The sequence below is a fragment of the Pseudomonas sp. NPDC012596 genome (genome assembly GCF_042902325.1).
Classification (GTDB): domain Bacteria; phylum Pseudomonadota; class Gammaproteobacteria; order Pseudomonadales; family Pseudomonadaceae; genus Aquipseudomonas.
Map to the genome: position 1 here is coordinate 328,517 of NZ_JBIBEB010000002.1, position 23,980 is coordinate 352,496.

At 63.9% G+C, this 23,980-nt stretch carries 19 protein-coding genes; 12 read left to right on the top strand and 7 right to left on the bottom strand.

The genetic code is table 11. The annotated features are described in order from the left end of the window. Positions 1-11 precede the first annotated feature (11 nt). Genes ACFY68_RS04060 through ACFY68_RS04075 form a run of 4 tightly spaced genes read left to right on the top strand, consistent with a single transcriptional unit; the run spans position 12 to position 2,888 of the window. Complete coding sequence (locus ACFY68_RS04060; protein WP_387523506.1) at positions 12-794, top strand: ABC transporter permease; 783 nt, start codon at positions 12-14, stop codon at positions 792-794. Further along, complete coding sequence (locus tag ACFY68_RS04065; protein WP_387523509.1) at positions 794-1,651, top strand: ABC transporter ATP-binding protein; 858 nt, start codon at positions 794-796, stop codon at positions 1,649-1,651. The genes ACFY68_RS04060 and ACFY68_RS04065 overlap by 1 nt, the downstream gene beginning before the upstream one ends. Next, positions 1,648-2,613, top strand: coding sequence for a HEAT repeat domain-containing protein (locus tag ACFY68_RS04070; RefSeq protein WP_346612564.1), 966 nt, complete (start codon positions 1,648-1,650; stop codon positions 2,611-2,613). Before ACFY68_RS04065 ends, ACFY68_RS04070 begins: the two co-directional genes overlap by 4 nt. Then, positions 2,613-2,888 (top strand): DUF971 domain-containing protein, encoded by a 276-nt coding sequence (locus ACFY68_RS04075; RefSeq protein WP_387523512.1) that lies wholly within the window; start codon positions 2,613-2,615, stop codon positions 2,886-2,888. Before ACFY68_RS04070 ends, ACFY68_RS04075 begins: the two co-directional genes overlap by 1 nt. A gap of 109 nt (positions 2,889-2,997) precedes the next feature. Here ACFY68_RS04075 and ACFY68_RS04080 read toward each other — a convergent pair whose 3' ends face one another. Together ACFY68_RS04080 and ACFY68_RS04085 are read right to left on the bottom strand one after the other, a co-directional pair. After that, on the bottom strand, positions 2,998-3,861 hold the full coding sequence (locus ACFY68_RS04080) for an ABC transporter ATP-binding protein (RefSeq protein ID WP_387523515.1): 864 nt from the start codon (positions 3,859-3,861) through the stop codon (positions 2,998-3,000). Further along, the gene (locus tag ACFY68_RS04085; RefSeq protein WP_387523518.1) at positions 3,858-5,456 is read right to left on the bottom strand and encodes an ABC transporter permease; all 1,599 of its coding nucleotides are present in this window, start codon (positions 5,454-5,456) and stop codon (positions 3,858-3,860) included. Before ACFY68_RS04085 ends, ACFY68_RS04080 begins: the two co-directional genes overlap by 4 nt. A 297-nt stretch (positions 5,457-5,753) precedes the next feature. On the opposite strand from ACFY68_RS04085, the gene ACFY68_RS04090 reads away from it, so the two are divergent. Together ACFY68_RS04090 and ACFY68_RS04095 are read left to right on the top strand one after the other, a co-directional pair. Continuing rightward, positions 5,754-6,797 (top strand): ABC transporter substrate-binding protein, encoded by a 1,044-nt coding sequence (locus tag ACFY68_RS04090; RefSeq protein WP_387523521.1) that lies wholly within the window; start codon positions 5,754-5,756, stop codon positions 6,795-6,797. Positions 6,798-6,834: 37 nt separating this feature from the next. Next, positions 6,835-7,740 carry a TauD/TfdA dioxygenase family protein gene (locus tag ACFY68_RS04095; protein WP_387523524.1) on the top strand — a complete coding sequence of 302 codons (906 nt, stop codon included), beginning with the start codon at positions 6,835-6,837 and terminating at the stop codon, positions 7,738-7,740. Positions 7,741-7,859: 119 nt separating this feature from the next. On the opposite strand, the gene ACFY68_RS04100 is transcribed toward ACFY68_RS04095, so the two are convergent. Next, positions 7,860-8,768 carry a LysR family transcriptional regulator gene (locus ACFY68_RS04100; protein WP_387523527.1) on the bottom strand — a complete coding sequence of 303 codons (909 nt, stop codon included), beginning with the start codon at positions 8,766-8,768 and terminating at the stop codon, positions 7,860-7,862. A 192-nt stretch (positions 8,769-8,960) separates the two neighbouring features. Between ACFY68_RS04100 and ACFY68_RS04105 the strand changes: the two genes are divergently transcribed. From ACFY68_RS04105 to ACFY68_RS04125, 5 genes are all read left to right on the top strand, one after another. Continuing rightward, positions 8,961-11,297: a TonB-dependent receptor gene (locus tag ACFY68_RS04105; RefSeq protein ID WP_387523530.1), complete on the top strand. Its 2,337-nt coding sequence runs from the start codon at positions 8,961-8,963 to the stop codon at positions 11,295-11,297. A gap of 17 nt (positions 11,298-11,314) precedes the next feature. After that, the gene (locus ACFY68_RS04110) at positions 11,315-12,991 is read left to right on the top strand and encodes an aryl-sulfate sulfotransferase (RefSeq protein ID WP_387523533.1); all 1,677 of its coding nucleotides are present in this window, start codon (positions 11,315-11,317) and stop codon (positions 12,989-12,991) included. A gap of 335 nt (positions 12,992-13,326) precedes the next feature. Further along, positions 13,327-14,769, top strand: coding sequence for an NADP-dependent succinate-semialdehyde dehydrogenase (gene gabD / locus ACFY68_RS04115; protein ID WP_346612555.1), 1,443 nt, complete (start codon positions 13,327-13,329; stop codon positions 14,767-14,769). A gap of 179 nt (positions 14,770-14,948) precedes the next feature. After that, positions 14,949-16,226, top strand: a complete 1,278-nt coding sequence (gene gabT, locus ACFY68_RS04120; protein WP_346612554.1) for a 4-aminobutyrate--2-oxoglutarate transaminase — start codon at positions 14,949-14,951, stop codon at positions 16,224-16,226. A 137-nt stretch (positions 16,227-16,363) separates the two neighbouring features. Continuing rightward, complete coding sequence (locus ACFY68_RS04125) at positions 16,364-17,659, top strand: HDOD domain-containing protein (protein ID WP_387523537.1); 1,296 nt, start codon at positions 16,364-16,366, stop codon at positions 17,657-17,659. Positions 17,660-17,790: 131 nt separating this feature from the next. Here the strand turns inward: ACFY68_RS04125 and ACFY68_RS04130 are convergent, their stop codons facing one another. Both ACFY68_RS04130 and desA read right to left on the bottom strand, forming a co-directional pair. Beyond that, positions 17,791-18,777, bottom strand: a complete 987-nt coding sequence (locus ACFY68_RS04130) for a GGDEF domain-containing protein (RefSeq protein ID WP_387523807.1) — start codon at positions 18,775-18,777, stop codon at positions 17,791-17,793. Between the two features lie 140 nt (positions 18,778-18,917). Further along, positions 18,918-20,102: a delta-9 fatty acid desaturase DesA gene (desA, locus tag ACFY68_RS04135; protein ID WP_387523540.1), complete on the bottom strand. Its 1,185-nt coding sequence runs from the start codon at positions 20,100-20,102 to the stop codon at positions 18,918-18,920. Positions 20,103-20,249: 147 nt separating this feature from the next. Here desA and dibA point away from each other — a divergent pair, with 147 nt between their 5' ends. Next, positions 20,250-22,145 carry a phosphodiesterase DibA gene (gene dibA, locus ACFY68_RS04140; protein ID WP_387523543.1) on the top strand — a complete coding sequence of 632 codons (1,896 nt, stop codon included), beginning with the start codon at positions 20,250-20,252 and terminating at the stop codon, positions 22,143-22,145. 91 nt (positions 22,146-22,236) lie between these two features. Here the strand turns inward: dibA and ACFY68_RS04145 are convergent, their stop codons facing one another. Both ACFY68_RS04145 and ACFY68_RS04150 read right to left on the bottom strand, forming a co-directional pair. Further along, positions 22,237-22,881 (bottom strand): methionine ABC transporter permease, encoded by a 645-nt coding sequence (locus ACFY68_RS04145; protein ID WP_387523546.1) that lies wholly within the window; start codon positions 22,879-22,881, stop codon positions 22,237-22,239. Then, positions 22,871-23,980 (bottom strand): methionine ABC transporter ATP-binding protein, encoded by a 1,110-nt coding sequence (locus ACFY68_RS04150; protein WP_387523549.1) that lies wholly within the window; start codon positions 23,978-23,980, stop codon positions 22,871-22,873. Before ACFY68_RS04150 ends, ACFY68_RS04145 begins: the two co-directional genes overlap by 11 nt.

Here is a 23,980-nt window from a genome sequence, read left to right on the forward strand (position 1 = left end):
GAGGCACCGTCATGACCCGCGACCTCAAGCGTTGGCCCGTGCGCCTTGCATCCTTGCTGGCCTGCCTGCTGTTCTGGCAGGTGGCAGCCAATGCCAGGCTCGATTTCGGGCTGTTCTCCTTCACCTATGTACCCACGCCCAGCGCGGTGTTGGATGCAGCCTGGCAACTGCTTACCGGCAATGCCTTGCTGGCGCACCTGAGCAGCAGCCTGGCGCGGGTGTTTCTCGGCTATGGCATCGCGGCACTCCTGGGCGTGGCCCTTGGGCTACTGATCGCCCGCTCCAGATGGGCCGAGGACACGCTGCTGCCGCCGCTGGAAGTGCTGCGGCCGATCCCGGCAGTGGCCTGGATACCGCTGGCGATCCTGATGTTCCCGTCGTCCGAGCTGTCGATGGTTTTCATCACCTTCACCGGTGCGCTGTTCCCGATCCTGCTCAACGCCGTGCATGGCGTCGAGGCCGTCGACCCGCGCCTGATCGCCTCGGCGCGCAGCCTGGGGGCAGGGCGTTGGGCGATCCTGCGTGAGGTGGTGTTGCCGGGTGCTCTGCCGAGCATCGTCACCGGCCTTGCCATCGGCATGGGCACCTCATGGTTCTGCCTGGTCACCGCCGAGATGATCTCCGGGCAGTTCGGCATCGGCTATTACACCTGGGAGTCGTACACCTTGCAGAACTACCCCGACATCATCGTCGGCATGTTGCTGATCGGCGTGCTGGGCATGGGCAGCAGTGCCCTGGTCAAGCAGCTCGGCGCATTGGCAACGCCCTGGTATCGCACGCGGAGGGCTGCCTGATGAGCACTTATCAACAGGCGCCAGAGCCCGGGCGTATCGAAGGCCGGGGCTTGTCGATCCGCCTGGGGCAGGGCGCCGATGCCTTCGAAGCAGTACAGCGCCTGGACTTTGCCGTCGCCCCTGGCGAGTTCGTGTGCATCCTGGGGCCGTCCGGCTGCGGCAAATCGACCTTGCTCGGTGCATTGGCCGGGCACTTGGTACCCAGCACTGGCCACCTGACCGTAGACGACCAGGTGATAGACGGGCCTTCGCCGCAGCGCGGCATGGTGTTTCAGCATCACACGCTGCTGCCCTGGCGCAGCGTGCTCGATAACGTCGCCTTCGGCCTGAAGATGCAAGGCTTGGGCAAGGCCGATCGGCAGCGCCAAGCCCATGAAATGCTGCAGTTGGTCGGCTTGGCCGACTTCGCCTCGCGCTGGCCGAGCCAGCTGTCCGGTGGCATGCAGCAGCGTGCCGAGATCGCCCGGGTGTTGATCAATCGCCCCCGCCTGTTGCTCATGGACGAACCCTTCGGCGCCCTCGATGCGCAAACCCGCGCGCGGATGCAGGAGCTGCTGCTTGATATCTGGGCGCGCATCCGCACCACCGTGGTGTTCGTCACCCACGACATCGACGAAGCCTTGTTTCTGGCCGACCGCATCCTGGTGATGAGCACGCGCCCGGGTCGCTTCATCGAAGAATTGCGCCTGGACTTCCCGCGCCCGCGCCGCGCCAGTTTGCTGACCAGCCCGGCATTCACCCACCTCAAGCGTCACTGCCTGGCCTTGCTGCGCCACGAAGACGGCCGCGAACTGCCGCGCCTGACGCCGCTAGGACTGCCGGAAACTGACCACCCTCCGCTACGGATCGCACTATGACCGAACGACATACTGACAACCCCGACATCCTTGCCCTGCTGCCTCGCCTTGAAGCCGATGATGCCGGCGTGCGGCGCATCGCCCTGATCGAACTGGCCGACCTGGAAGACCCGCAGGGTTTGCCTTGGTTGACCGATGCGCTGCTGGTCGACGCGGCCGACGAAGTTCGTACAGAAGCCGCGCGGCTGCTGGAAGCCTGGGAACAACCCGAGGTGGTGCAGGCCCTTTGCGCCGCCCTGGCCGATGCCGCCGAGCCGGTACGCCTGGCCGCCGCGCAGAGCCTCAGCGAGCTCAAGAGCCTGGAAGCCGGGCAGTTGATTCTGCCGTGGGTGAAGCACGCCGATGCTTTTGTGCGCGCCAGTGCCCTGCGGGCCTTGCGCGAGTTGCGCCTGGAAGATGCGGCCGCACCGGCGCTGCTTGCGCTGGCGGATGATGATGCGGCTGTGCGACGTGAGGCAGTGGGCATTCTTGGCTGGCTCAAGCACCAGCCCGCGTTGCCGGCGCTGGCAAGGCTCGCCGAGGCTGAGCCGGACACCGAAGTGCGTCGCGCGGCCATTGGCGCGCTGGGCCTTGCCCGTGACAGCGCGGTGCTGCCGGCGCTGGTGGCAGCGTTGAACGATGCGGCATGGCAAGTACGCGAAGAAGCCGCCACCACCCTGGGCAAAGTGGGCCAGGAGCAGGCGGGCCCGGCGCTGGTGGATGCGCTTGGCGATGGCTTCTGGCAGGTACGTTTGCGGGCGGCTCGTTCGCTGGGCCGACTGCGTTATGCCGCAGCTCTGGATGCACTTGGCGAGCTGCTCGGCCATGGCATCGCCAACTTGCGCAAGGAAGCCGCCCTCGCCTTGGGTGAGCTGGGCCAGGCGCGTGCCTTGCCGGTGCTGCAGGCCGCCGAAGCCGATAGTGACCCTGAGGTGCGCAAGGCCGTGCGTATTGCCCTGGCACAACTGCGCGGGGCGGCGTGATGAACGCCCCGGCGGCTATCCGCAACCTGCGTGGGCCCGGGCAGCTGGTGCTGCAGTGGGAGGATGGCGAGCACAGCATCAGCCATGCCCGCTTGCGCGGTGCCTGCCCCTGTTCGCAATGCCGCGCGGCGCGCTTGTCGGGTGGCATCAGTGTGGTGCGCGATGATGTGCGCATCGAGCGGGTCGAACCGCAAGGTTATGGCGTGCAACTGGTGTTCAGCGATGGGCATGAGCGGGGGATTTATCCATGGCCGTACTTGCGCGAGCTTGGGTGAATCCACTGGCCCTATCGCCGGCAAGCCGGCTCCCACAGGTAGTGCACCGCTCTAGGGCTCAGTGAATTACCTGTGGGAGCCGGCTTGCCGGCGATAGGGCCAGTGGGTTTCACAGAGCAATCAGCTCGGGCCGCAACCCTTCCACCCGCCGCGCGGGCGCCGGCAGATACCCGCCGTCACCGGTGATCTGGTGCAGCACCTTCTCGCGTAACCCATGTAGCGCCACGCCGGTGCGCAACCGCGGATGCGGCAGGTCGATTTCAACCACCGACTTGATCCGGCCTGGGCGCGGCTCCAGCACCACCACTCGATCAGCCAGGTACGTCGCTTCCTCGGCATCGTGCGTCACCAGCAATGTGGTGATGCCGGCACGTTCGCGGATGGCCAGCAACTCATCCTGCAGTTGCTGGCGGGTCAATGCGTCGAGCGCACCGAATGGCTCGTCCAGCAGCAGAATCCGCGGGCTTGCCACCAGCCCCCGGGCAATCGCCACACGTTGCGCCATGCCCCCGGACAGCTGGTGCGGGTACGCCGATTCGAAGCCCACCAGGCCCACCAGCAGCACGAACTCATGCACCCGGCGGGCACGTTCGCCTTGGGTCAGGTGCTCGTTGACCAGGCCCAGGGCAATGTTCTGTTCCACGGTCAGCCATGGAAACAAGCGGTGCTCCTGGAACACGATGCCACGCTCGCCACCGATGCCGCTGACCGGCTTGCCATCCACGCGGATGCTGCCGCTGTAGTCGGTGTCCAGCCCCACCAGCAGGCGCAGCAGGGTGGACTTGCCGCAGCCGGAGGCGCCGACGATGGCGATGAATTCGCCTTCGTTGATGGCCAGGTTGAAGTTGCGGATCGCTTCGAGGGGCTGGCCATCGACGCTGAACACCTTGCCTACCGCTTCGAAGCTGACCAGCGCTGGCGTGGTGTCGGGTTGGTTGGCCGCCAGCAGGTGTGACGTGTTGAAAGCGTTCATGCAGTTCTCCAGCGCGTGGCGCGCGATTCGAGGCGTTGTCCAAGGGTGCCGAGCAGGGCGCCGACCAGGCCGATCAGCAGCATGGCGGCCATGACCTGGTCCATGCGGAAAAGCTGTTGCGCGCCGATCATCAGGCTGGCGATGCCGCCGTCCGAAGGCATGAAGTACTCGGCACCGATGGTGCCTAGCCAGGCGTAGATCAACGACAGGCGCAGGCCTGCGAAAATGGCCGGGGCCGCGCCGGGCAGTACCAGCAGGCGCAGGCGCTGCCACAGGTTCAGGCGCAGCGTGCTGGCGGCCTCTCCCAGTTGCGGCGACAGGCTGGCGATGCCGCGCTGGGTGGCGATCAGCAGCGGGAAGAAGGCGGCCAGGCCGACGAACACGTTCTTGGCGCCTTCGCCCAGGCCGAACCAGGCGGTCAGCAACGGCACCCAGGCGAACAGTGCCACTTGGCGCAACGCCGACAAGCTGGGCCCGAAAACCCGCTCGGCGTTGCGTGACAGGCCCAGCAACAGGCCAGTCAGCAAGCCTGCACCACCGCCCAGCACGAGGCCGGTCAGGGTGCGTTGCAGGCTGAGCAGCATGGCTTCTGGCAGTGAGCCATCGGTAAGGCCTGCGAACAGGGTGTGCACCACGCCCAGCGGCGAGGTCAGGATGTTCTGGTCGACCCAGCCCAGGCTGCTGCTGGCTTGCCACAGCGCAAGCAGTGCTGCCGGCAGCAGCAGGCTTTGCCAGCCCTTGGGTACGGGCCCGCGTTGCTGCTCGCCGGTGGCCGGTTGCGGCCAGTACAGCAGGCTTTTTTCCAGAGCTGAAAAGCCGCGCTCCATCAGCGCGCCGACCAGGCCGATGATCAGGATGCACAGCACCACGAGGTCGAGCATGAAGAGCTGCCGGCCCCACACCATCAGGTAGCCGATCCCTTCGCTGGAGGCCAGCAGTTCGACCGCCAGTAATGACGTCCAGCCAGTCGCCAATGCCAGGCGCACGCCGGTGAGAAAGGCGGGCAGGGCGGCCGGCAGCAGCAGGCGCAGGAACAGCAAGTGACGTGGCAGGCGCAAGGCCGCGGCGGCTTCGCGCAGCTTGGGCTGGGCATCGCGTACGCCGACCAGGGTATGCAGGGTGACGGGTACCACCACGGCTTTTACCAGCACCACCAGCTTGAGCAGTTCACCGATGCCGAAAAACAGCATGAACAGCGGGATCCACGCCAGGGTCGGGATCTGGGCCAGCGCCACGAAGGTTGGCAGAACCAGCGTTTGCGCATTGCGCGAAGTACCCAGCCAGGCCCCCAGCAGCAAACCGCTGGCAATCCCTGCCAGCAACCCCCACCACAGCCGCTGCAAACTTATCCACAAGTGCCCCCAAAGCTCGCCGGAGCCGAACTCCACAGCGCTGTCCCACACCCGCGCGGGTGCGGGCAGGATCTGCTCGCTCATCCAATGCTGCCGGCTCGCCACGGCCCACAGCAGCGCTATCAGCACGGGCAATACCCAGGGCAGAGCGCGCTCGCCGATGTGGGAGCGGCCTTGCGTCGCGAAAGGGCCGCGCAGCGGCCCCAGAAGCCCACCCCGACCTTTGCTCAGAATTCCATTCATCGGCCATCTCTCGAAGTGTTTCAAGGTTATGCACTTATGGAATTAAAAATTCCCATATGTGGCTTTCAAGAGATAAGAGCATGCACGCCTTGCATGCGGAAGCCTCCAGCCGTTGCGTTTTCCTCATATTTTCGATGCGTATTGCGCAAGCTTGCCGGGGGGCCGCGTGATGCGTGGTTTATGCCTTCTGGTTACTAAAAAATGAAGTTTTGATCTTTGTAGGTTCTAACCAGACCTGCCTAGCTTCTGGCCAAAGCGCCGGCCATCGCCGGTGGCAGCCTGCCAAGGAGCCTTGCCATGAAAACCCATCTGCGCCACCTGATTACCGCCCTCGGGCTGTTCGGTTTCTTCGCCCTCAGCGCCCACGCGGCCGAATCGGCAAAGCCCGAGAGCATTCGCATTGCCGTGCCTGACCTGAGTGCTGGCAGCAAGCACAGCGCCGGTGGCGTGGTCGATGTGCTGCGCGATCAGCAATTGCTTGAAAAGGAATTCGCCAAAGACGGTATCCGCATCGACTGGCAGTTCTTCAAGGGGGCTGGCCCGGTGGTCAACGAAGCGTTGGCCAACGGCCAGGCGGATTTCGCCTACCTGGGCGACCTGGCGGCCATCGTCGGCAAGGCCAACGGCCTCGACACCCGCGTGCTTTCGGCCGGCGTGCGTGGGGTGAAAAGCTACCTGGGGGTGGTGCCGGGCTCTGGCATAAAGACCCTGCACGACCTCAAGGGCAAGCGCGTGGCGGTGTTCCGCGGTACCGCCAACCAGCTGTCGTTTGCCAGCGCGTTGGCGAGCCAAGGGTTGTCCGAGCGCGACCTGAAGGTGATCAACCTGGATTTCAACGCGGCCAACGCGGCACTGGCCGCCAAGCAGATCGACGCCACCTGGGGGCTGTCCAGCCTGCTCTCGCTGCGCGAGCGCGGCCTGGTCGAATTGCCGGTCAACTCACGCGACCTGGAAGGCGCAGGCAGCACCCAGGCAGTGTTGCTGGGCACTGGGGATTTCATTCGCAAATACCCCGAGCTGGTCCAGCGCGTGGTCAATGCGCAGCAGCAGGCCACCCATTGGCTGCGCGATGAGCACAACCGCGATGCCTACCTCGACCTGGTCGCGAACAACGCCAACTGGCCGCGCAGCATTCTCAGCGACGACCTGGCCAAGGAAGACCTCGCCCATTACTTCGACCCGCGCCTGGACGCCGACTTTGTCGCCCAGTTGCAGCAAGGCGTCGACCTGGCCGCCAAAGAGCGCCTGATCCGCCGGGACTTCAAAGTTGCCGACTGGATCGAGCCGCGCTTCCTGGATGCCGCCTTGAAGCAGGAACAAGCCGTACAAGCCGCCCGTTGAACCTCAACCCCCGACAATCACCGCAAGGACCACGACCATGAGCAATGCCGCACTGGCCGCCGCGCCGCAAACCCTCGAACTCGATATCCACCCCGTCGCCGGCCGCATTGGCGCAGAAATCCGCGGGGTGAAACTGTCCGCCGACCTTGATGCCGCCACAATCGACGCGATCCAGGCTGCCCTGGTGCAGCACAAAGTGATCTTCTTCCGCGGCCAGGGCCACCTGGATGATCAAAGCCAGGAAGGCTTCGCCAAGCTGCTCGGCGAGCCGGTCGCTCATCCGACCGTGCCGGTGGTTGATGGCAGCAGTTATCTGCTGCAGCTCGATGGTGCTGAAGGCCAGCGGGCCAACTCCTGGCACACCGACGTGACCTTCGTCGACGCCTACCCCAAGGCCTCGATCCTGCGCAGCGTGGTTGCCCCGGCTTCCGGTGGCGATACCGTGTGGGCCAACACGGCTGCGGCTTATCAGGAGTTGCCCGAGCCCCTGCGCGAACTGGCCGACAAGCTGTGGGCAGTGCACAGCAACGAATACGACTACGCCAGCATCAAGCCGGATGTCGACCCGGCGAAGCTTGAGCGTCACCGCAAGGTGTTCACGTCGACGGTGTACGAGACAGAGCACCCGGTGGTGCGGGTGCACCCAGTCAGCGGTGAGCGGGCGTTGCAGCTGGGGCATTTCGTCAAACGCATCAAGGGCTATTCACTGGCCGACTCGCAGCACCTGTTCGCGGTGCTGCAAGGGCACGTGACGCGGCTGGAGAACACCGTGCGCTGGCGCTGGGAGGCGGGTGATGTGGTGATCTGGGATAACCGTGCGACGCAGCATTATGCGGTGGATGACTACGGCACCCAACCGCGCATCGTGCGCCGGGTTACCTTGGCGGGTGAGGTGCCGGTGGGTGTGGATGGCCAACTGAGCCGGACGACCCGCAAGGGCTAAGCCCCAAAAGATTACCTCTGGGACCTCAACCTGTGGGAGCGGGCTTGCCCCGCGAAGAATACACCGCAGTGTATGGCACCGACTTCGCCGGTGTTCGCGGGGCAAGCCCGCTCCCACATTCAGCTATCGGCATCACAGGCAATCAACTGCCTGACCATTCCCTGCGCCAACGGCGACAAGCCATACCCCACCCGGCTCACCACCCCATAGCGGGTATAGAACGACTCTTCCTGCTCCGGCGCCAGATCCGCCAGTTGCAGCGCCACCAGGCCTGACTGATACGGCCGCAAATTGGCGCTGCAGGCGATGCCGATGGTGTCCGAGTGCATCACCACGTTGAGCAGCGCGTAGCCGTGCTCGCATTCCACCGTCGGCAAGAAGTCCTGCCGGCCGCTGAGGTCGCTGAGGATCTTGCGGATGTTTGGCGGGCGGAAGGTGGTCGCCAGCGGGTAGTCAAATACATCCCGTGCATTCACTTGGGCCAGTTCGGTCAGCGGGTGCCCCGCGCGGCAGCAGAAATGCCAGCGTTGTGGCGCCAGCTTGTGCACGCGGTAATCCGGGTCGGATTCGAACTGGCGGGTATCGGCCACGAAGAATTCGATCTCCTCGGCAATCAGTTTGCGGTTCAGCGCCTGCCAGTTATCCACCTGAAAACACGTGCGCGCCGCCGGGTATTCTGCGACGAAACGCGCCACCGCCCGCGGCACCAGCCCGCCAGCGGGCGCTGGGCCGGAGCCGAAGCGCACCACCCCGGTGGTAGCGCCGTTGAACTGGTGGATCTCGTTCACCAGGTTATGCGCGCCATGCACCAGCCGACGCGAATGCTCCAGCACCAGCAGCCCCTGGCGGGTGGGCGCGAGCTCCCTGCTGGCGCGGTCGACCAGGCGGCAGCCGATGTTGTGCTCCAAGGTCTGGATGCTGCGGCTGAAGGCCGATTGCGACAGGTTCACCGCCGCCGCCGCAGCGACAAAACTGCGGTGCTCGACAAGGGCAATGAAGTGGCGGAGCTGGCGGAGGTCGATATGCATTTTTTACATGGAAACTTTCGGTGGAATGCAATTGATGAAGAGGGTGAGCCCCCTTATAAAGGGTGTTACTTATTCCACAAAATATGAATTGAACATATTTATATCTCTTAAAAGAATATAAGCCCACCTCGCTGCGATTCGGTTCCGTCAACGGAAATGCTCGCCAGGGCCAATGCCTCAAGGAGCATTTGCATGTCCCGACTTTCCCGTTGGCCTGCGCGCGCGTCGCGTTTTACCTTGCAACCTATAGCCGCTGGCGTACTGCTGGCAGCTTCCAGTGGCAGCTTTGCCGAGGAGCCGGCCAGCACAACCCCTGCCGTGGAGCAGGACGCCAAGCTCGGCACCGTTACCGTCAATGCCCGCCGCCGTGAAGAAACCGCGCAGAGCGTGCCCACGCCGATCAGCGTGCTGAACAGTGAAACCCTGGAAACCCAGCGCATCTACCGCGTGCAAGACCTGCAACAGCTGGTGCCCAGTACCAATGTGGCCTACGTGCATGCCCGCCAGTCGAGCATCTCGATCCGCGGCTTGGGCAACAACCCGGCCAGCGATGGCCTGGAGGGCAGCGTCGGCATCTACCTGGACAACGTCTACCTCGGCCGGCCGGGCATGGCGGTGTTCGACCTGCTCGATGTCGAGCAGCTGGAAGTGCTGCGCGGTCCGCAAGGTACGCTGTTCGGCAAGAACACCACGGCCGGGGTGCTGAACATTACCTCGCGCAAGCCGACCTTCCACCGCGAAGGCAGCATCCAGCAGTCCATCGGTGAGGATGGCTACCTGCAGACCCAAGGCAGTTTCTCCGGGCCGATCAGCGAGACCCTGGCCGGGCGCATCAGCGCCTACCGCACCGAGGACGATGGATATGTGAAGAACATCCACAACGGCGATGACCTGAACGGCGGCAAGCGCCAGGGTTTTCGCACCCAGTTATTGTTCCAGCCCAGCGAAACTTTCAACCTGCGCTGGATCGGCGAGTACAACGAAGAGGACTCCAACAACGGCATCCTCAGCCTGTACAGCACCGGGCCGACCATCAATGGCGTTAACCGTTACGAAAGCCTGGCCGCCCAGGCCGGTGCCACGCTGGTGTCGGGCAAGGACCGCAAAGTCAACTTCGACGCCGACCAGCAGGTGACGGTGTTCCAGGGCGGTACATCGGTGGAGGCCAACTGGACCCTGCCCAACGATTTCACCCTGACCTCGATCACCGCCTACCGCTGGTGGGACTTCACCCCGCGCAACGACGATGGCCTGGATGTGCCGGTGTTCTACAGCGCCGGGGTCTCGGTGCGCGACAAGCAATATTCCCAGGAGATCCGCCTGGCCTCGCCCACCGGGGGCGCGTTCGACTACGTGCTGGGTGCCTATTACTTCAAGCAAGACCTGGACAACAAATCCTTCACCTATTACGGCCCCCAGGCAGACGTCTGGAACCTCACCCCGGCTGGCGCCCTGAACAACGTCAATACCATCGGTGACGGGCACATCGATACCGACAGCTATGCGCTGTTTGCCCAAGGCACCTGGCACCTCACCGATCGCCTCGACTTCACTGCCGGTGTCCGCGGCACTTATGAAGAAAAGAGCGCCTGGGTGACCCGCGATGCGCCATCGGGCGGTTCAGCAGTGACCGGCGCCGCTGCCGCCGCACGCCAGGGCAGGGTGGGCGCCTACGATTCGGGCGACCTCAACCAGTACAGCTTCAGCCCCTCCGGCCTGCTTGGCCTGAGCTACCGCTTCAACGAGCAGTTGCTGGGCTATGCCACCCTGACCCACGGCGAAAAATCCGGCGGCATCAACCTCACGGTCGGCGCGGCGCCACGGCTGGGCACCGACTCGCTGCTGGTTGGCACCGAGCGGGTCAACAACGCCGAAGTGGGCCTCAAGAGCACCCTGTTCGACGACCGCCTGCAGCTCAACGCCAACCTGTTCTGGGCCGAGGTACATGGCTATCAGGCCAACGTCTACGACCAGGTCAACCGCGTGCAGTACCTGGCCAACGCTGGCCGCGTGCGCTCGCGGGGCCTGGAGTTCGAGGCCACGGCGCTGCCGATCCGCGGCCTCACAGTCAACTTCAACGGTTCGTGGAACGACGTGCGCTACACCGAGTACGACGACGCGCCGTGCCCGCCCGAGGTTAGCCTGGCCAATGCCACCGCCACCTGCGATTTGTCCGGCCACCAGGTGGTCGGCGCCTCCAAGTACATCGCCAACCTCAACGGCCAGTACAAGTGGCAGCTGACCGAGCACGTCGAGCCTTACGTCACCGCCAGCTATGCCTTCCGCTCCAAGGCGGTCGGCACCATCGACGATTCCGACTTCGGCCAGATCCCCAGCTACGCGCTGGTCAACCTGTCCACCGGCGTGCGCCTGGACCAGGGCGACGGCGTGCTCGACCTGTCGCTGTGGGTGAAGAACGCCGGCGACAAGACCTATTTCACCAGCCTGTGGAATTCCGCCAACGGTGGCTATGCCGGCGTACTCGGCACCCCGCGCACCTTCGGCGCCACCGCCCGTTATGACTTCTGAGCACAAGGAGCTTTGCCATGAATGCCAAGACCGAAACCCCCGCACTGCCTGAAGGCGCTTGCCTGACGGCCAAGGTCCCCGAGCGTGATGAAGCGCTGCTCGGTGATGTAGTGGTCAACCCTTATCGCCTGGCGCCGCTGACCGCGATTATTCGCGATGGTGGGCGCACCTTGAGCGCCGCCCATGTGCGAGTGCTGGGGCGTGGCGAGCGCGGGGTGGATATCGCCTACGACGTTTCCGACCGTTCGCTGTGGACCTACGGCGGGATTCCGGTATTCGGGCTGTATCCGGATCACGTCAACCAGGTGGAAGTCACCTACAAGCTGGACGGCGAGCGCATCCGTGAGCGCTACCAAATCTACGCCCCGGCCGTGCGCCTGCCGGTGGTGGCCAAGCAGACCGCCGCGCTGCCGCAAGTGCAGCCGATCAAGGTGGCGTCGGGCTTCGAAAACCGTTTATATCTGTTCAACCACCTGCAAGGCGATATTCCGGGTGCCCGTGCCTTCAAGTGGAATGGCCTGGGCGGTGCCGCCGAATGGGACCAGGTTGGCAACAACTGGATTGCCGACACCAACGGCGACGTGCGCTGGTACCTGGACATCGAGCAGATCCACGATTCCAACCGCCGTGACGGCCTGGGTGGCACCATGGGCTTCCAGCAGACCCGCGACGGCAAGCTGATCTGGGGCCAGGGCCAGACCTACTCCAAGTACGACCTGCTGGGCCGGCGGATCTGGCAGCGCAGCCTGCCCGACAAGTTCGCCGACTTCTCCCACGAAATCCGCGAGACGGCCAACGGCACCTACCTGCTGCGCGTCGGCACCAGCGACTACCGCCGCCCCGATGGCAAACGCGTGCGCTCGATTCGCGACCACATCATCGAGGTCAATGAAGCCGGTGACGTGCTGGACTTCTGGGACCTGAACCAGATCCTCGACCCGTATCGCGGGGACCTGCTCGAAACCCTGGGCAAGGCGGCCGTTCAATTGCCGGACGGTGTACAGAAGCAGGAGGACCGCCTGGCCAATGAGCTGGCCGAAGGTAACCTGCCGTTCGGGGACACCCCGGGCGTTGGCACCGGGCGTAATTGGGCGCACGTCAATGCCATCGACTACGATGCCGATGACGACAGCATTATCGTTTCAGCCCGTCACCAGGGCGTCGTGAAGATCGGTCGGGACAAAACCGTGAAGTGGATACTGGCCTCCCCACAGGGCTGGCCGCAGCGCCTGCAGGGCAAGGTGCTCCAGCCGGTTGCGGGTGAAGGCTTCGACTGGTCCTGGACCCAGCACACCGCCTGGCTGACCGGCAAAGGGACGCTGACCGTGTTCGACAATGGCTGGGGGCGTGACTTTGCTCCTACCAAGCTGACCGGCAACTACAGCCGTGCAGTGGAGTACAAGATTGACGAGGCCAAAGGTACGGTCGAGCAGGTCTGGGAGTACGGCAAGGAGCGCGGCGACGAGTGGTACAGCCCGGTGACGTCGGTGGTGGCTTACCGGCCCGAGACCGACACCCAGTTCATCTATTCGGCCTCGGTGAATTTCCTGACCCCCGAGAAACTCACCACCACGGTGCTCAATGAAGTGCGCCGGGGTAGCCAGGAGGTACTGGTGGAGCTGAAGGTGCATAGCCGTCAGCCGGGCAGTGTCGGCTACCGGGCTTTGGTCATTGATCTGGGCGCCGCGTTCTGAATTTGGGTTGATCGGGGTGTACGCCTTGAGGTTTGAGGTGGGGCGTAAATCGACCGCCGCGCGGGCGGCGCTCGATTTACGCCACCCTGCACCTCGCACGTCAAACCCATAAAAGCCCCACCGACGGTCCCCCTTCACATTTCTCTCACCCCGTTCGTCTACCCTATACCGGCCTGAGCACCGCAATTCCGGATAGGCTGTTCAACCATTCGTTCTTTTTTTCGAACAGCCTATTGTCCTATACCCCAGCAGCCGCTTAGCATTCGTTTGAGATTTCAAACGCTCGATGCCCTGCCTTGGGCGCTTTTCAACAATCAACAATTCGGGAAGCCGACATGCAGCTCAAAGACGCTCAGTTGTTCCGCCAGCAAGCCTTCATCAACGGTGAATGGCTGGATGCGGACAGCGGCCAGACCATCAATGTGACCAACCCGGCCACAGGTGAAGTCATCGGTACCGTGCCAAAGATGGGCACCGCGGAAACCCGCCGCGCCATCGAAGCTGCCGACAAGGCCCTGCCGGCCTGGCGTGCACTGACCGCCAAAGAGCGTTCGACCAAGCTGCGTCGCTGGTTCGAACTGATGATCGAAAACCAGGACGACCTGGCTCGCCTGATGACCACCGAGCAAGGCAAGCCACTGGCTGAAGCCAAGGGCGAAATCGCCTACGCTGCCTCGTTCATCGAGTGGTTCGCTGAAGAAGCCAAGCGCGTTTACGGCGACACCATCCCAGGCCATCAGCCTGACAAGCGCCTGATCGTCATCAAGCAGCCGATCGGCGTTACCGCGGCCATCACCCCGTGGAACTTCCCGGCCGCGATGATCACCCGTAAAGCCGGCCCGGCCCTGGCCGCTGGTTGCACCATGGTGCTCAAGCCCGCTTCGCAAACCCCGTACTCCGCCCTGGCTCTGGTCGAGCTGGCTACCCGTGCCGGCATCCCGGCTGGCGTGCTGAGCGTGGTGACCGGCAGCGCTGGCGAAGTTGGCGGCGAGCTGACCGGCAACTCCCTGGTACGCAAGCTGTCGTTCACGGGCTCGACCGAAATCGGTCGCCAGCTGATGCAGGAATGCGCCAAGGACATCAAGAAGGTTTCCCTGGAGCTGGGTGGCAACGCCCCGTTCATCGTGTTCGACGATGCCGACCTGGACAAGGCGGTTGAAGGCGCGATCATCTCCAAGTACCGCAACAACGGCCAGACCTGTGTTTGCGCCAACCGTATCTATGTACAGGACGGCGTTTACGACGCGTTCGCCGAGAAGCTCAAAGCCGCTGTGGCCAAGCTGAAGATCGGTAACGGCCTGGAAGACGGCACCACCACTGGCCCGCTGATCGACGGTAAGGCTGTCGCCAAGGTTCAGGAACACATCGAAGACGCCGTCTCCAAAGGCGCCAAGGTGCTGTCCGGTGGCAAGCTGATCGAAGGCAACTTCTTCGAGCCGACCATCCTGGTCGACGTGCCGAAGAGCGCTGCCGTCGCCAAGGAAGAGACCTTCGGCCCACTGGCGCCGCTGTTCCGCTTCAAAGACGAAGCCGAAGTCATCGCCATGTCCAACGACACCGAGTTCGGCCTGGCCTCGTACTTCTACGCCCGTGACATGAGCCGTGTGTTCCGTGTTGCCGAGGCCCTGGAATACGGCATGGTCGGCATCAACACCGGCCTGATCTCCAACGAAGTCGCGCCGTTCGGCGGCATCAAGGCTTCGGGCCTGGGCCGTGAAGGTTCCAAGTACGGTATCGAGGACTACCTCGAGATCAAGTACCTGTGCATCAGCGTTTGATGCGCTAAAGGTTTTACCTCTGCCAGCGGGGCGCGAGAGCGACGTCTCGCTGGCCTTTTTTGACATTGCAGCACCTGGTGGCCAGGGCGTTCACGGCAGTCGATCAACGAATACTGTTCGCGAGCACTCCCAGCCACCCCCGAATAAAAGCGCCGCTGATCGGCGCAAATGAGGGCATTATGAGCAAGACCAACGAATCCTTGATGCAACGTCGTATCGCCGCCGTCCCACGTGGCGTTGGCCAGATCCACCCGATCTTCGTTGAAAGCGCGAAGAACTCGACCGTGATCGACGTTGAAGGCCGCGAACTGATCGACTTCGCTGGCGGCATCGCAGTACTGAACACCGGCCACCTGCACCCGAAAGTGGTTGCCGCCGTTCAAGAGCAGCTGACCAAAGTCAGCCACACCTGCTTCCAAGTGCTGGCCTACGAACCCTACGTAGAGCTGTGCGAAAAGATCAACAAGCTGGTCCCAGGCGACTTCGACAAGAAGACCCTGCTCGTCACCTCCGGCTCCGAAGCCGTTGAGAACGCCATCAAGATCGCCCGTGCCGCCACTGGCCGTGCCGGCGTGATCGCCTTCACCGGCGGCTACCACGGCCGTACCATGATGACCCTGGGCCTGACCGGCAAGGTCGTGCCGTACTCCGCTGGCATGGGCCTGATGCCAGGCGGCATCTTCCGCGCCCTGTTCCCGAGCGAACTGCACGGTGTGAGCGTTGACGATGCCATCGCTTCCATCGAGCGCATCTTCAAGAACGACGCCGAGCCGCGTGACATCGCTGCCATCATCCTCGAGCCAGTACAAGGCGAAGGCGGCTTCCTGCCCGCGCCGAAAGAGCTGATGAAGCGCCTGCGCGAGCTGTGCGACAAGCACGGCATCCTGCTGATCGCCGACGAAGTACAAACGGGCGCTGGCCGTACCGGTACCTTCTTCGCCATGGAACAGATGGGCGTCGCGCCTGACCTGACCACCTTCGCCAAATCCATCGCTGGCGGCTTCCCGCTGGCCGGTGTTTGCGGCAAGACCGAGTACATGGACGCCATCGCTCCTGGCGGCCTGGGCGGCACCTACGCCGGTTCGCCGATCGCCTGCGCCGCAGCACTGGCCGTTATTCAGGTGTTCGAGGAAGAGAAGCTGCTGGACCGCAGCAAGGCTGTCGGTGAGCGCCTGACCGCTGGCCTGCGCCAGATCCAGGAAAAGCACCCGATCATCGGTGACGTCCGTGGTATGGGCTCGATGATCGCTGTGGAAGTCTTCGAAAAAGGCACCCACACCCCGAACGCAGCCGCCGTTGCCCAAGTGGTAGCGAAGGCGCGCGACAAGGGTCTGATCCTGCTGTCCTGCGGCACCTACGGCAACGTTCTGCGTATCCTGGTTCCGCTGACCGCCGAAGACGCACTGCTGGACAAAGGGCTGGCCATCATCGAAGAGTGCTTCGCTGAACTCGCTTGATGTGACGCGCTTCATAAAAAAACCCGCCTAGGCGGGTTTTTTTTGTGCCCAACAAAGGCGCGTGGCGCTATGGTTGTGGGAGGACTTGCCTTGGAAGCTGCAACGGATTTGCGTGTCAGGATATTCAGGAGTTGGCCATGAGCGCTGCAGACCCCGCCCCACCTTGCGTACTGATTGCCGAAGGCGACCCCTGGGTACGCGACATGTTGCGTGAGATGTTGCTCAGCGTGCGCTGCGATGCCCGGCTGCAGGTGTGTGCCGACGGCTCCGAGGCGTTGACGGCATTGGCCAGCAAGCCTGACCTGATCATCGCCGCCCGCGAGCTGACGGGCCTCGATGGCCTGGACCTGTTGCGCAAGGTGCGCGCCAAAGGCCCGGGGTTGCCGTTCATTCTCATGAGCAGCCGCAGCGACAGTGCCAGCGTGCGCGAGGCGTTGCCGCTGCACCCCACGGCTTACCTGAGCAAGCCGCTGGATCTGGACAACCTGCGCAAGCGCCTGAAAGAGCTGCTGCTGGCTGTGGGTGAGCAGATCGCTTGCCCGGTGCCGCCACTGCAGCCAGGCGCCAGCCTGCCAGCCTTCCTTGAGCAGCGCCGGGCTACGGCCGATGGCGGGCCGCTGTTCGCCGACGTACAAGTGGCGATCAAGCGCGCGCTCAACCCGCAGGGGCTGAACCTCAAGGTGCTGGAAGAGGAAGTGCGCAGCGACCCACAGGTCACCGCCGTGCTGATCGCTGCCGCCAACAGCGCCGCCCTGCACCGTGAGGCGCCGGTGCAAACCTTGCTGCAGGCGTTGAACAAGCTAGGCAGTACGCAGAGCATGAACCTCATCCTGGGCCTGACCCTCAAGCGCAGTGCGCGCCTGACCGACCCCCTGCTGGCGCAGCACGCGGCGCACTTCTGGAACTTGTCGCTGCACACCGCCGAATACGCGCGGTCGTTGGCACGCATGCTCGACCTGGACGAAGAGCGTTGCTACTGCGCCGGCCTGCTGCATTGCCTGGGTGACCTGGCTGTGCTGCGTTGCCTGCAAGAGTGGCGGCTGGCCGGTGGCGAGCTGGACGAAGGCCACGTGCACACCTCGCTGAAGGACTTCGGCGCGGCGTTCGGCTCGGCGTTGCGTACCCGCTGGCGCTTGCCGCTGAGCCTGCGTGAGCTGATTGCGGCGATCTACCAGTTGGGGGGCGGGGTTTACTCGCGGGAGATTCTGGCCATGAACCTGGCCGGGCAACTGGCGCGGTTGCCGGCGGATCAGGGGCTGGAGAAGGTGGCTGAAAACAAGACCGCGCGTTTGCTCAAGGTTGGGCTGGCGCAGTTGAGCCGCTTGCGCAAGGTGGACAACCCCGAGGTCAAACCGCGGGAGGATGCAAAGGCGCAGGTCGTCGAGATCAAGGGTGAAGAGCCGCCGGCGCCAGATGAAGTAACGCCGTCCTGAATGAGTGCGCGGTCCCTGTGGAGCCGGCTTGCCGGCGATAGGGCCCTTGCAGGCAATTCAGATTTAGCGGGCCCTGCCTCATCGCCGGCAAGCCGGCTCCCACAGGGAAGGCGCCCCGCTCAAGACCTGGGTCATCCCCGCACTATCTGATTCTTCCCTTGCCGCTTGGCCTGGTACATGGCCGCATCCGCCCGTGCGAACAGGCTATCCAGTGACTCATCCTCATCGGTAAGCCCAGTCAGCCCCTGGCTGACCGTCACCCCATACACCTGCTGCCCGTGGCTGAAGCTCAGCCGCTGGATCTCACGCTGCAGCCGTTCGGCAATCTGCTCGGCAACCTGCGCGTTACAGCCTGGGAACACCGCCGCAAATTCCTCGCCGCCGATGCGCCCGAACAGGTCGCCGCGCCGCAGCACGGCCTTGCCGCTGTCGGCGATGCGTTGCAGCACCTGGTCACCTTCCTGGTGGCCGTAGCTGTCGTTGATCTGCTTGAAGTCATCGATATCCAATAGCAGGAAGGCCAACGGGGTGTCGTCCTCACGAGCGCTGTCGAACGCCTGCTGAGCGCATTCGAAGAAATGCCGGCGGTTGCTGCTCTGGGTCAGCACGTCGGTCGTGGCCAGGCGCTGCAGTTCGCCTTCGAGTTGCTTCTTTTCGGTGATGTCTTCGGCAATACCGACGACGATCACGCGGTCGCCTTCGCGTTGCTGGTTGATGTAGCACTTGTCACTCAGCCAGCGCACCTGGCCGCTGGCTGTGATGATGCGGTATTCGCGGTCTTCCACTGCGCCTGTGACCAGCACCTGGGCCAGGCTGCGTTCGGCGTATTCCAGGTCGTCTGGGTAGATGCTGTCGCGCCATTCGTTGAAGTCGGCCAGTACCAGGCTGGCGGGCCGGCCGAAGATGCGCTCATAGGCGGGGCTGACGTAAAGCACCTGGCGGTTTTCCCAGTCGAATGCCCACAGCACCGCGTTGACGCTGTCCAGCAGTGAGCTGTAGAGCTGCTCCCGCTCGCTCAGACGCGCGACTTCACCTTGGGCGTGCAGCAAGGCCAGCAAGGTCTGGGCGGCTTCGGGGGGGGCGTTGCCGGGCAGGAGTGAAGGGATGTTCTTGGCCATGTGCACGAAGCGTTTCTCGACGGGTGAGCGTGCGGCCACAGACCGGCCCCCACGCGGGCGATGTGCCGGGTTTGAGTGGGTTTTCAGGGGGGAAGTTCCAGCGGGCACGCCCTGTTGCGGGGCGTGCCGATCAACGGCGGTCAGGCGCCGGTTGGGCGCAGGGAGTAGGTTTTGAGCTGCGCTGCAAAGTCGTGCAGGGCATGAATACCACTGGCTTCGGCTTCGTGCACCCAGTCTTTCATCGCAGCTAGCATGTCGTGGCCGTTGGCGCTGGTACGCGCCCAGATCTGCTGCAGCGCCAGGCGTTTTTCGTAGATGGTCTTCAGCGCCTGGCTGTGCGCGAGCATGGACTCGATGCGCACATGGTGGCGGTCTTCGAGCAGGCTGGTTTCGCGCGACAGCAGGCGTTTGGCGCGGCGGAAACGGTGGCGTACCGAAGCGTCGACCTTGGCCAGTTCCTGTTGCACCAGCGGGGCGATCACCAGTTTGCGGTACTGGGCCATGATCTGGAAGCGGTTATTGAGGATGGCCATGGCGGTGTCCATGTCCAGGCTCGCCTTGCCTTCAACCCGGTGAGCGATGGGCGCCACACGTTGCACCTTGGCCAGGCGCAGCAGGCAGAGCACGCGTATCCAGGCCCAGCCCATGTCGAATTCCCAGCGCTTGACCGACAGCTTGGCCGAGTTGGGGTAGGTGTGGTGGTTGTTGTGCAGTTCTTCGCCACCGATGACGATACCCCACGGCACCAGGTTGGTGGCGGCATCGCGGCATTCGAAGTTGCGGTAGCCCACCGCATGCCCCAGGCCGTTGACCACGCCGGCTGCCCAGAACGGAATCCACATCATCTGCACCGCCCAGATGGTGATGCCGATGGTGCCGAACAGCAGCAGGTCGAGTACCGCCATGAGCACGATACCGCCCAGCTTGTAGCGCGAGTAGACGTTGCGCTCGACCCAGTCATCCGGGCAGTTCTTGCCGTAGATGCGCAGGGTTTCGGGGTTGCGTGCCTCTTCGCGGTACAGCTCGGCACCTTTGCGCAGTACGGTGCTCAAGCCCTTGTGCACCGGGCTGTGCGGGTCGTCCGGGGTTTCGCATTTGGCGTGGTGTTTGCGGTGGACGGCCGTCCACTCGCGGGTGTTCTGCGCCGTGGTCAGCCACAGCCAGAAGCGGAAGAAATGCTTGAGCGCGCCATTGAGCTCCAGCGCACGGTGGGCAGAGTAGCGGTGCAGGTAGATGGTGACGCTGACGATGGTCACGTGAGTCATCAGCAGGGTGACGCCAACCAGTTGCCAGGCCGACAAGTCGAGCAGACCGTTGTACCACATAGGTGTAAAAACCCTCGAAGACACAGGGGAAAGGTTTGATTATCCCTTGGTGAGGAAATAAAACCAGTCACCCTTTCAGATAGGACGTCACGGCATGTTTCTACCTTTATAATGCCCCATCATTTTTCATGGGCTTTCCCCCTCGACATGTCTGTTTCCGTTCGCGACGCCTTGCGCATGGCAGCGCTCTACGTGGTGCTCTCGATCCTCTGGCTGGTGCTGTCAGAGCTGGTGCTGCGCACCCTGTCCGAAGACCCCCTGGCGCTGACCGTGGGCCGGCAGATCAATGTGGTGCTGTGGGTGCTGGTCAGTGCCGTACTTATTTTCGTGTCCCGCGCACGCCTGCTCAACTTCATCGGCATCGGCGCGCAGCTGCGCAGCGAAGACCGCGAGCGCCTGCGCATGGCCGCAGCGGTTTTCGACAGCACGCTGGAAGGCGTGCTGGTCACCGACCGCCAGGGCCTGATCGTGCACGTCAACCGCGCCTTCATGCGCATCACCGGTTATCAGCAGGATGAAGTGCTCGGCCATCGCCCCAGCAAGTTCAAGTCTGGCCGCCACGGTGTACCGTTCTATCAACAGATCTACTCCACCCTGGCCGAGAAAGGCGAGTGGAGCGGAGAAATCTGGAACCGGCGCAAGAGTGGTGAAATCTATCCGCAATGGCAGACGATCTGCGCCATTCGCGACGAAAGCGGCGAACTGACCCATTATGTAGCGGTGTTCAGCGACGTCAGCGCAATCAAGCACACCGAGCAGGAACTGGCCTTCCTGGCCCACCACGACCCGCTGACCGGTTTGCCCAACCGGCTGTTGTTCAACGACCGCCTCGAGCAGGCTTTGGCCTCGGCGCAGGCCAACAAACGTGGCTGCGCCTTGTTGCTGCTGGACCTGGACCACTTTCAGAGCATCAACGACGGGTTGGGGCACACCATCGGTGACCAGCTGCTCAAACTGGTGGGCGAACGCCTGGGCGAAGCGCTGGGCAATGGCGTGACCCTGGCGCGCCTGGGCGGCGACGAGTTCGGCGTGCTGGCGGAGAACTGCCAACAGGTTGGCCAGGCCGGCAAGCTGGCGCAGGCGCTCATCGAACGCATGCGTGACCCGTTCGAGTTCGAAGGGCATCGGCTGTTCATCGGTGTGAGTGTTGGCATCAGCCTGTTCCCCAGCGATGCGTTGGGTGCCGAGCAACTGCTGCGCAACGCCGACTCGGCGCTGTTCAAGGCCAAGCACAACGGCCGCGCCTGCTACGCGCTGTACACCGAAGAGCTGACGGCGCACGCCCAGCAACGTGTGGAAACGGCCGGTGAGCTGCGCCATGCGCTCGAGCAGGACGAGCTGCGGGTGTTCTTTCAGCCGGTGCATGACCTGTTCACATCGAAGATGGTCGGGGTGGAGGCGTTGGTACGCTGGCAGCACCCGCTGCGCGGCCTGGTGCCGCCGAGCGAATTCATCCCCATCGCCGAGCGTACCGGCCTGATTGCCGAAATCGATGCCTGGGTGCTGCGCGAGTCGTGCCGGCAGATGGTCCGCTGGCAGGCTGAAGGGCGTGGGCTGGCGTTCGTTGCGGTGAACATCTCCAGCCGCCTGTTCGGCCAGCGAGCGCTGTACCGGCAGGTGGCCGAGGTATTGCACGAAACCGGCCTGCCCCCGGCATTGCTGGAACTTGAGGTGACCGAGAGCGCAGTGATGGAAGACCCGGAAGTCGCATTGGAGCAATTGCACCGCCTGCGCGAGCTGGGCCTGAGCCTGGCCATCGATGACTTTGGTACGGGTTATTCGTCACTGCTGCGGCTCAAGCGTTTGCCGGTGCAGAAGCTCAAGATCGACCAGGGCTTCGTCGCCGGGTTGCCCATGGATGACGATGACGTCGCCATCGTGCGGGTGATCATCGCCCTGGCGCACAGCATGGGCATGAAGGTGCATGCCGAAGGGATCGAGCAGGCCGAGCAGGCCAGGTTCCTGCTGGAGCAACAATGCCAGCTGGGGCAGGGGTACTGGTTCGGGCGGCCGGTGCCGGCTCAAGATCTGCGCTGGGGGTGAGGGGCTTGGCCTGATTTTTGTGGTGTTGCACAGATCGAGCGCCGCCCGCGCGGCGCTCGATCTGTGCAACACCAAAGGACTCAAGCCATGCTCACCGCTTGTTCAAGCCTCTCGCCAGCCGGTCCCCACCCACCTGAATCACCGCCACCAGCGCCACCAGCATGGCAATCACGGTCAGCATGATCTGGCTGTCGAAACGCTGATACCCGTACCGGTAGGCAATATCTCCCAACCCACCCGCACCTATCGCCCCGGCCATGGCCGAGGAGTTGATCAGCGTCACCAGGGTAATGGTGAAGCCGCCGACGATCCCCGGCAGCGCTTCGGGCAACAGCACATGCCAGACGATGTGCCAGCGCCGGCAGCCCATGGCCTGTGCCGCCTCCACCAGGCCATGGTCGACCTCGCGCAGGCTCACCTCGGCAATCCGGGCGAAGAACGGGGTGGCGGCGATGGTCAACGGCACTACCGCGGCCCACACGCCATAGGTGGTGCCGACCACCAGGCGGGTGAAGGGGATCAACGCGACCATCAGGATCAGGAAGGGGATGGACCTGAACAGGTTGACGAAGGCACCGAGCACCCGGTTCAGCAGGGGCGCCTCGAAAATGCCGCCCTTGTCGCTGGTAACCAGCAGCACCGCCATCGGCACACCCACCAGCAGCGCGATCAGCGACGACACACCCACCATCAGCAGGGTATCGAGCAAACCTTCGAGCAAGCGATCAAACCACATGGCCCAGTACCTCCACGTCTTCGGCCCAGCGGCGGGCGCGCTCCAGCAATTGATAGGTGTCGTGCGGGGAGCCCTGCACCGACAGGATCAGCTGCCCCAAGGCATGCTCGCCGATGGTTTCCACGCCGCCCTGCAGCAGGCGCACGCGCCCGCCCAGATCACTGAACAGGTCGGACAACGCCGGTTCGCCGAGCACCGTGAGCTTGAGCACCACCGCGCTGTCACGGCCTACCGGGCTGGCCTGCAGGTTTGCCTGCAAGGCTGCGGGCAGTTTGGCTTGCAACGGCGCCAACAGGGTGCGGGTGACTTCATGGCGTGGTGAGCCGAACACCCGCCACACCTCGCCCTGCTCGACGACTTCGCCACGCTCCAGTACCACCACCCGGTGGCAGATATCGCGGATCACCGCCATTTCGTGGGTAATCAGCACGACCGTCAGGCCCAGACGCTGGTTGATGTCACGCAGCAGTTCCAGGATCGACGCGGTCGTTTCAGGGTCCAGCGCCGAGGTGGCTTCGTCGCACAGCAGGATTTCGGGGTCATGGACCAGAGCCCGGGCGATCCCGACGCGCTGCTTCTGCCCACCCGACAACTGCGCCGGGTAGACGTGGTGCTTGTCCTGCAGGCCGACCAGCTGCAACAGCGCGCGCACCTTGCGTTGGCGTTCGGGCTTGGCCACGCCGGCCACCTTCAGCGGTAGCTCGACGTTCTGCCAGACGGTTTTGGCCGACATCAGGTTGAAGTGCTGGAAGATCATGCCGATGCGCCGGCGCAGGGCCACCAGGCGATCTTCGTCGAACGGTGCGATGTCGACCTGGTCGATCAGCACCCGGCCTTGGCTGGGCTGCTCCAGACGGTTGATGGTGCGCAGCAGCGACGATTTGCCTGCGCCGCTACGGCCGATGATGCCGAAGATCTCGCCGCGGCGGATGTTCAGGTCGATGCCTTGCAGCGCCGGCTGCTCCTGGCCCGGGTAGGTCTTGCCGAGGCCGACGAAGCGCACATGGGCTTCGTTCACCTCCGGGCGCAAGGCCTGCTCCCGAGCCGGTGGCGGCGCGGTTTGAGCGGTGGGCGCCTTGAGGGCGCTGGCCTGGCTCAT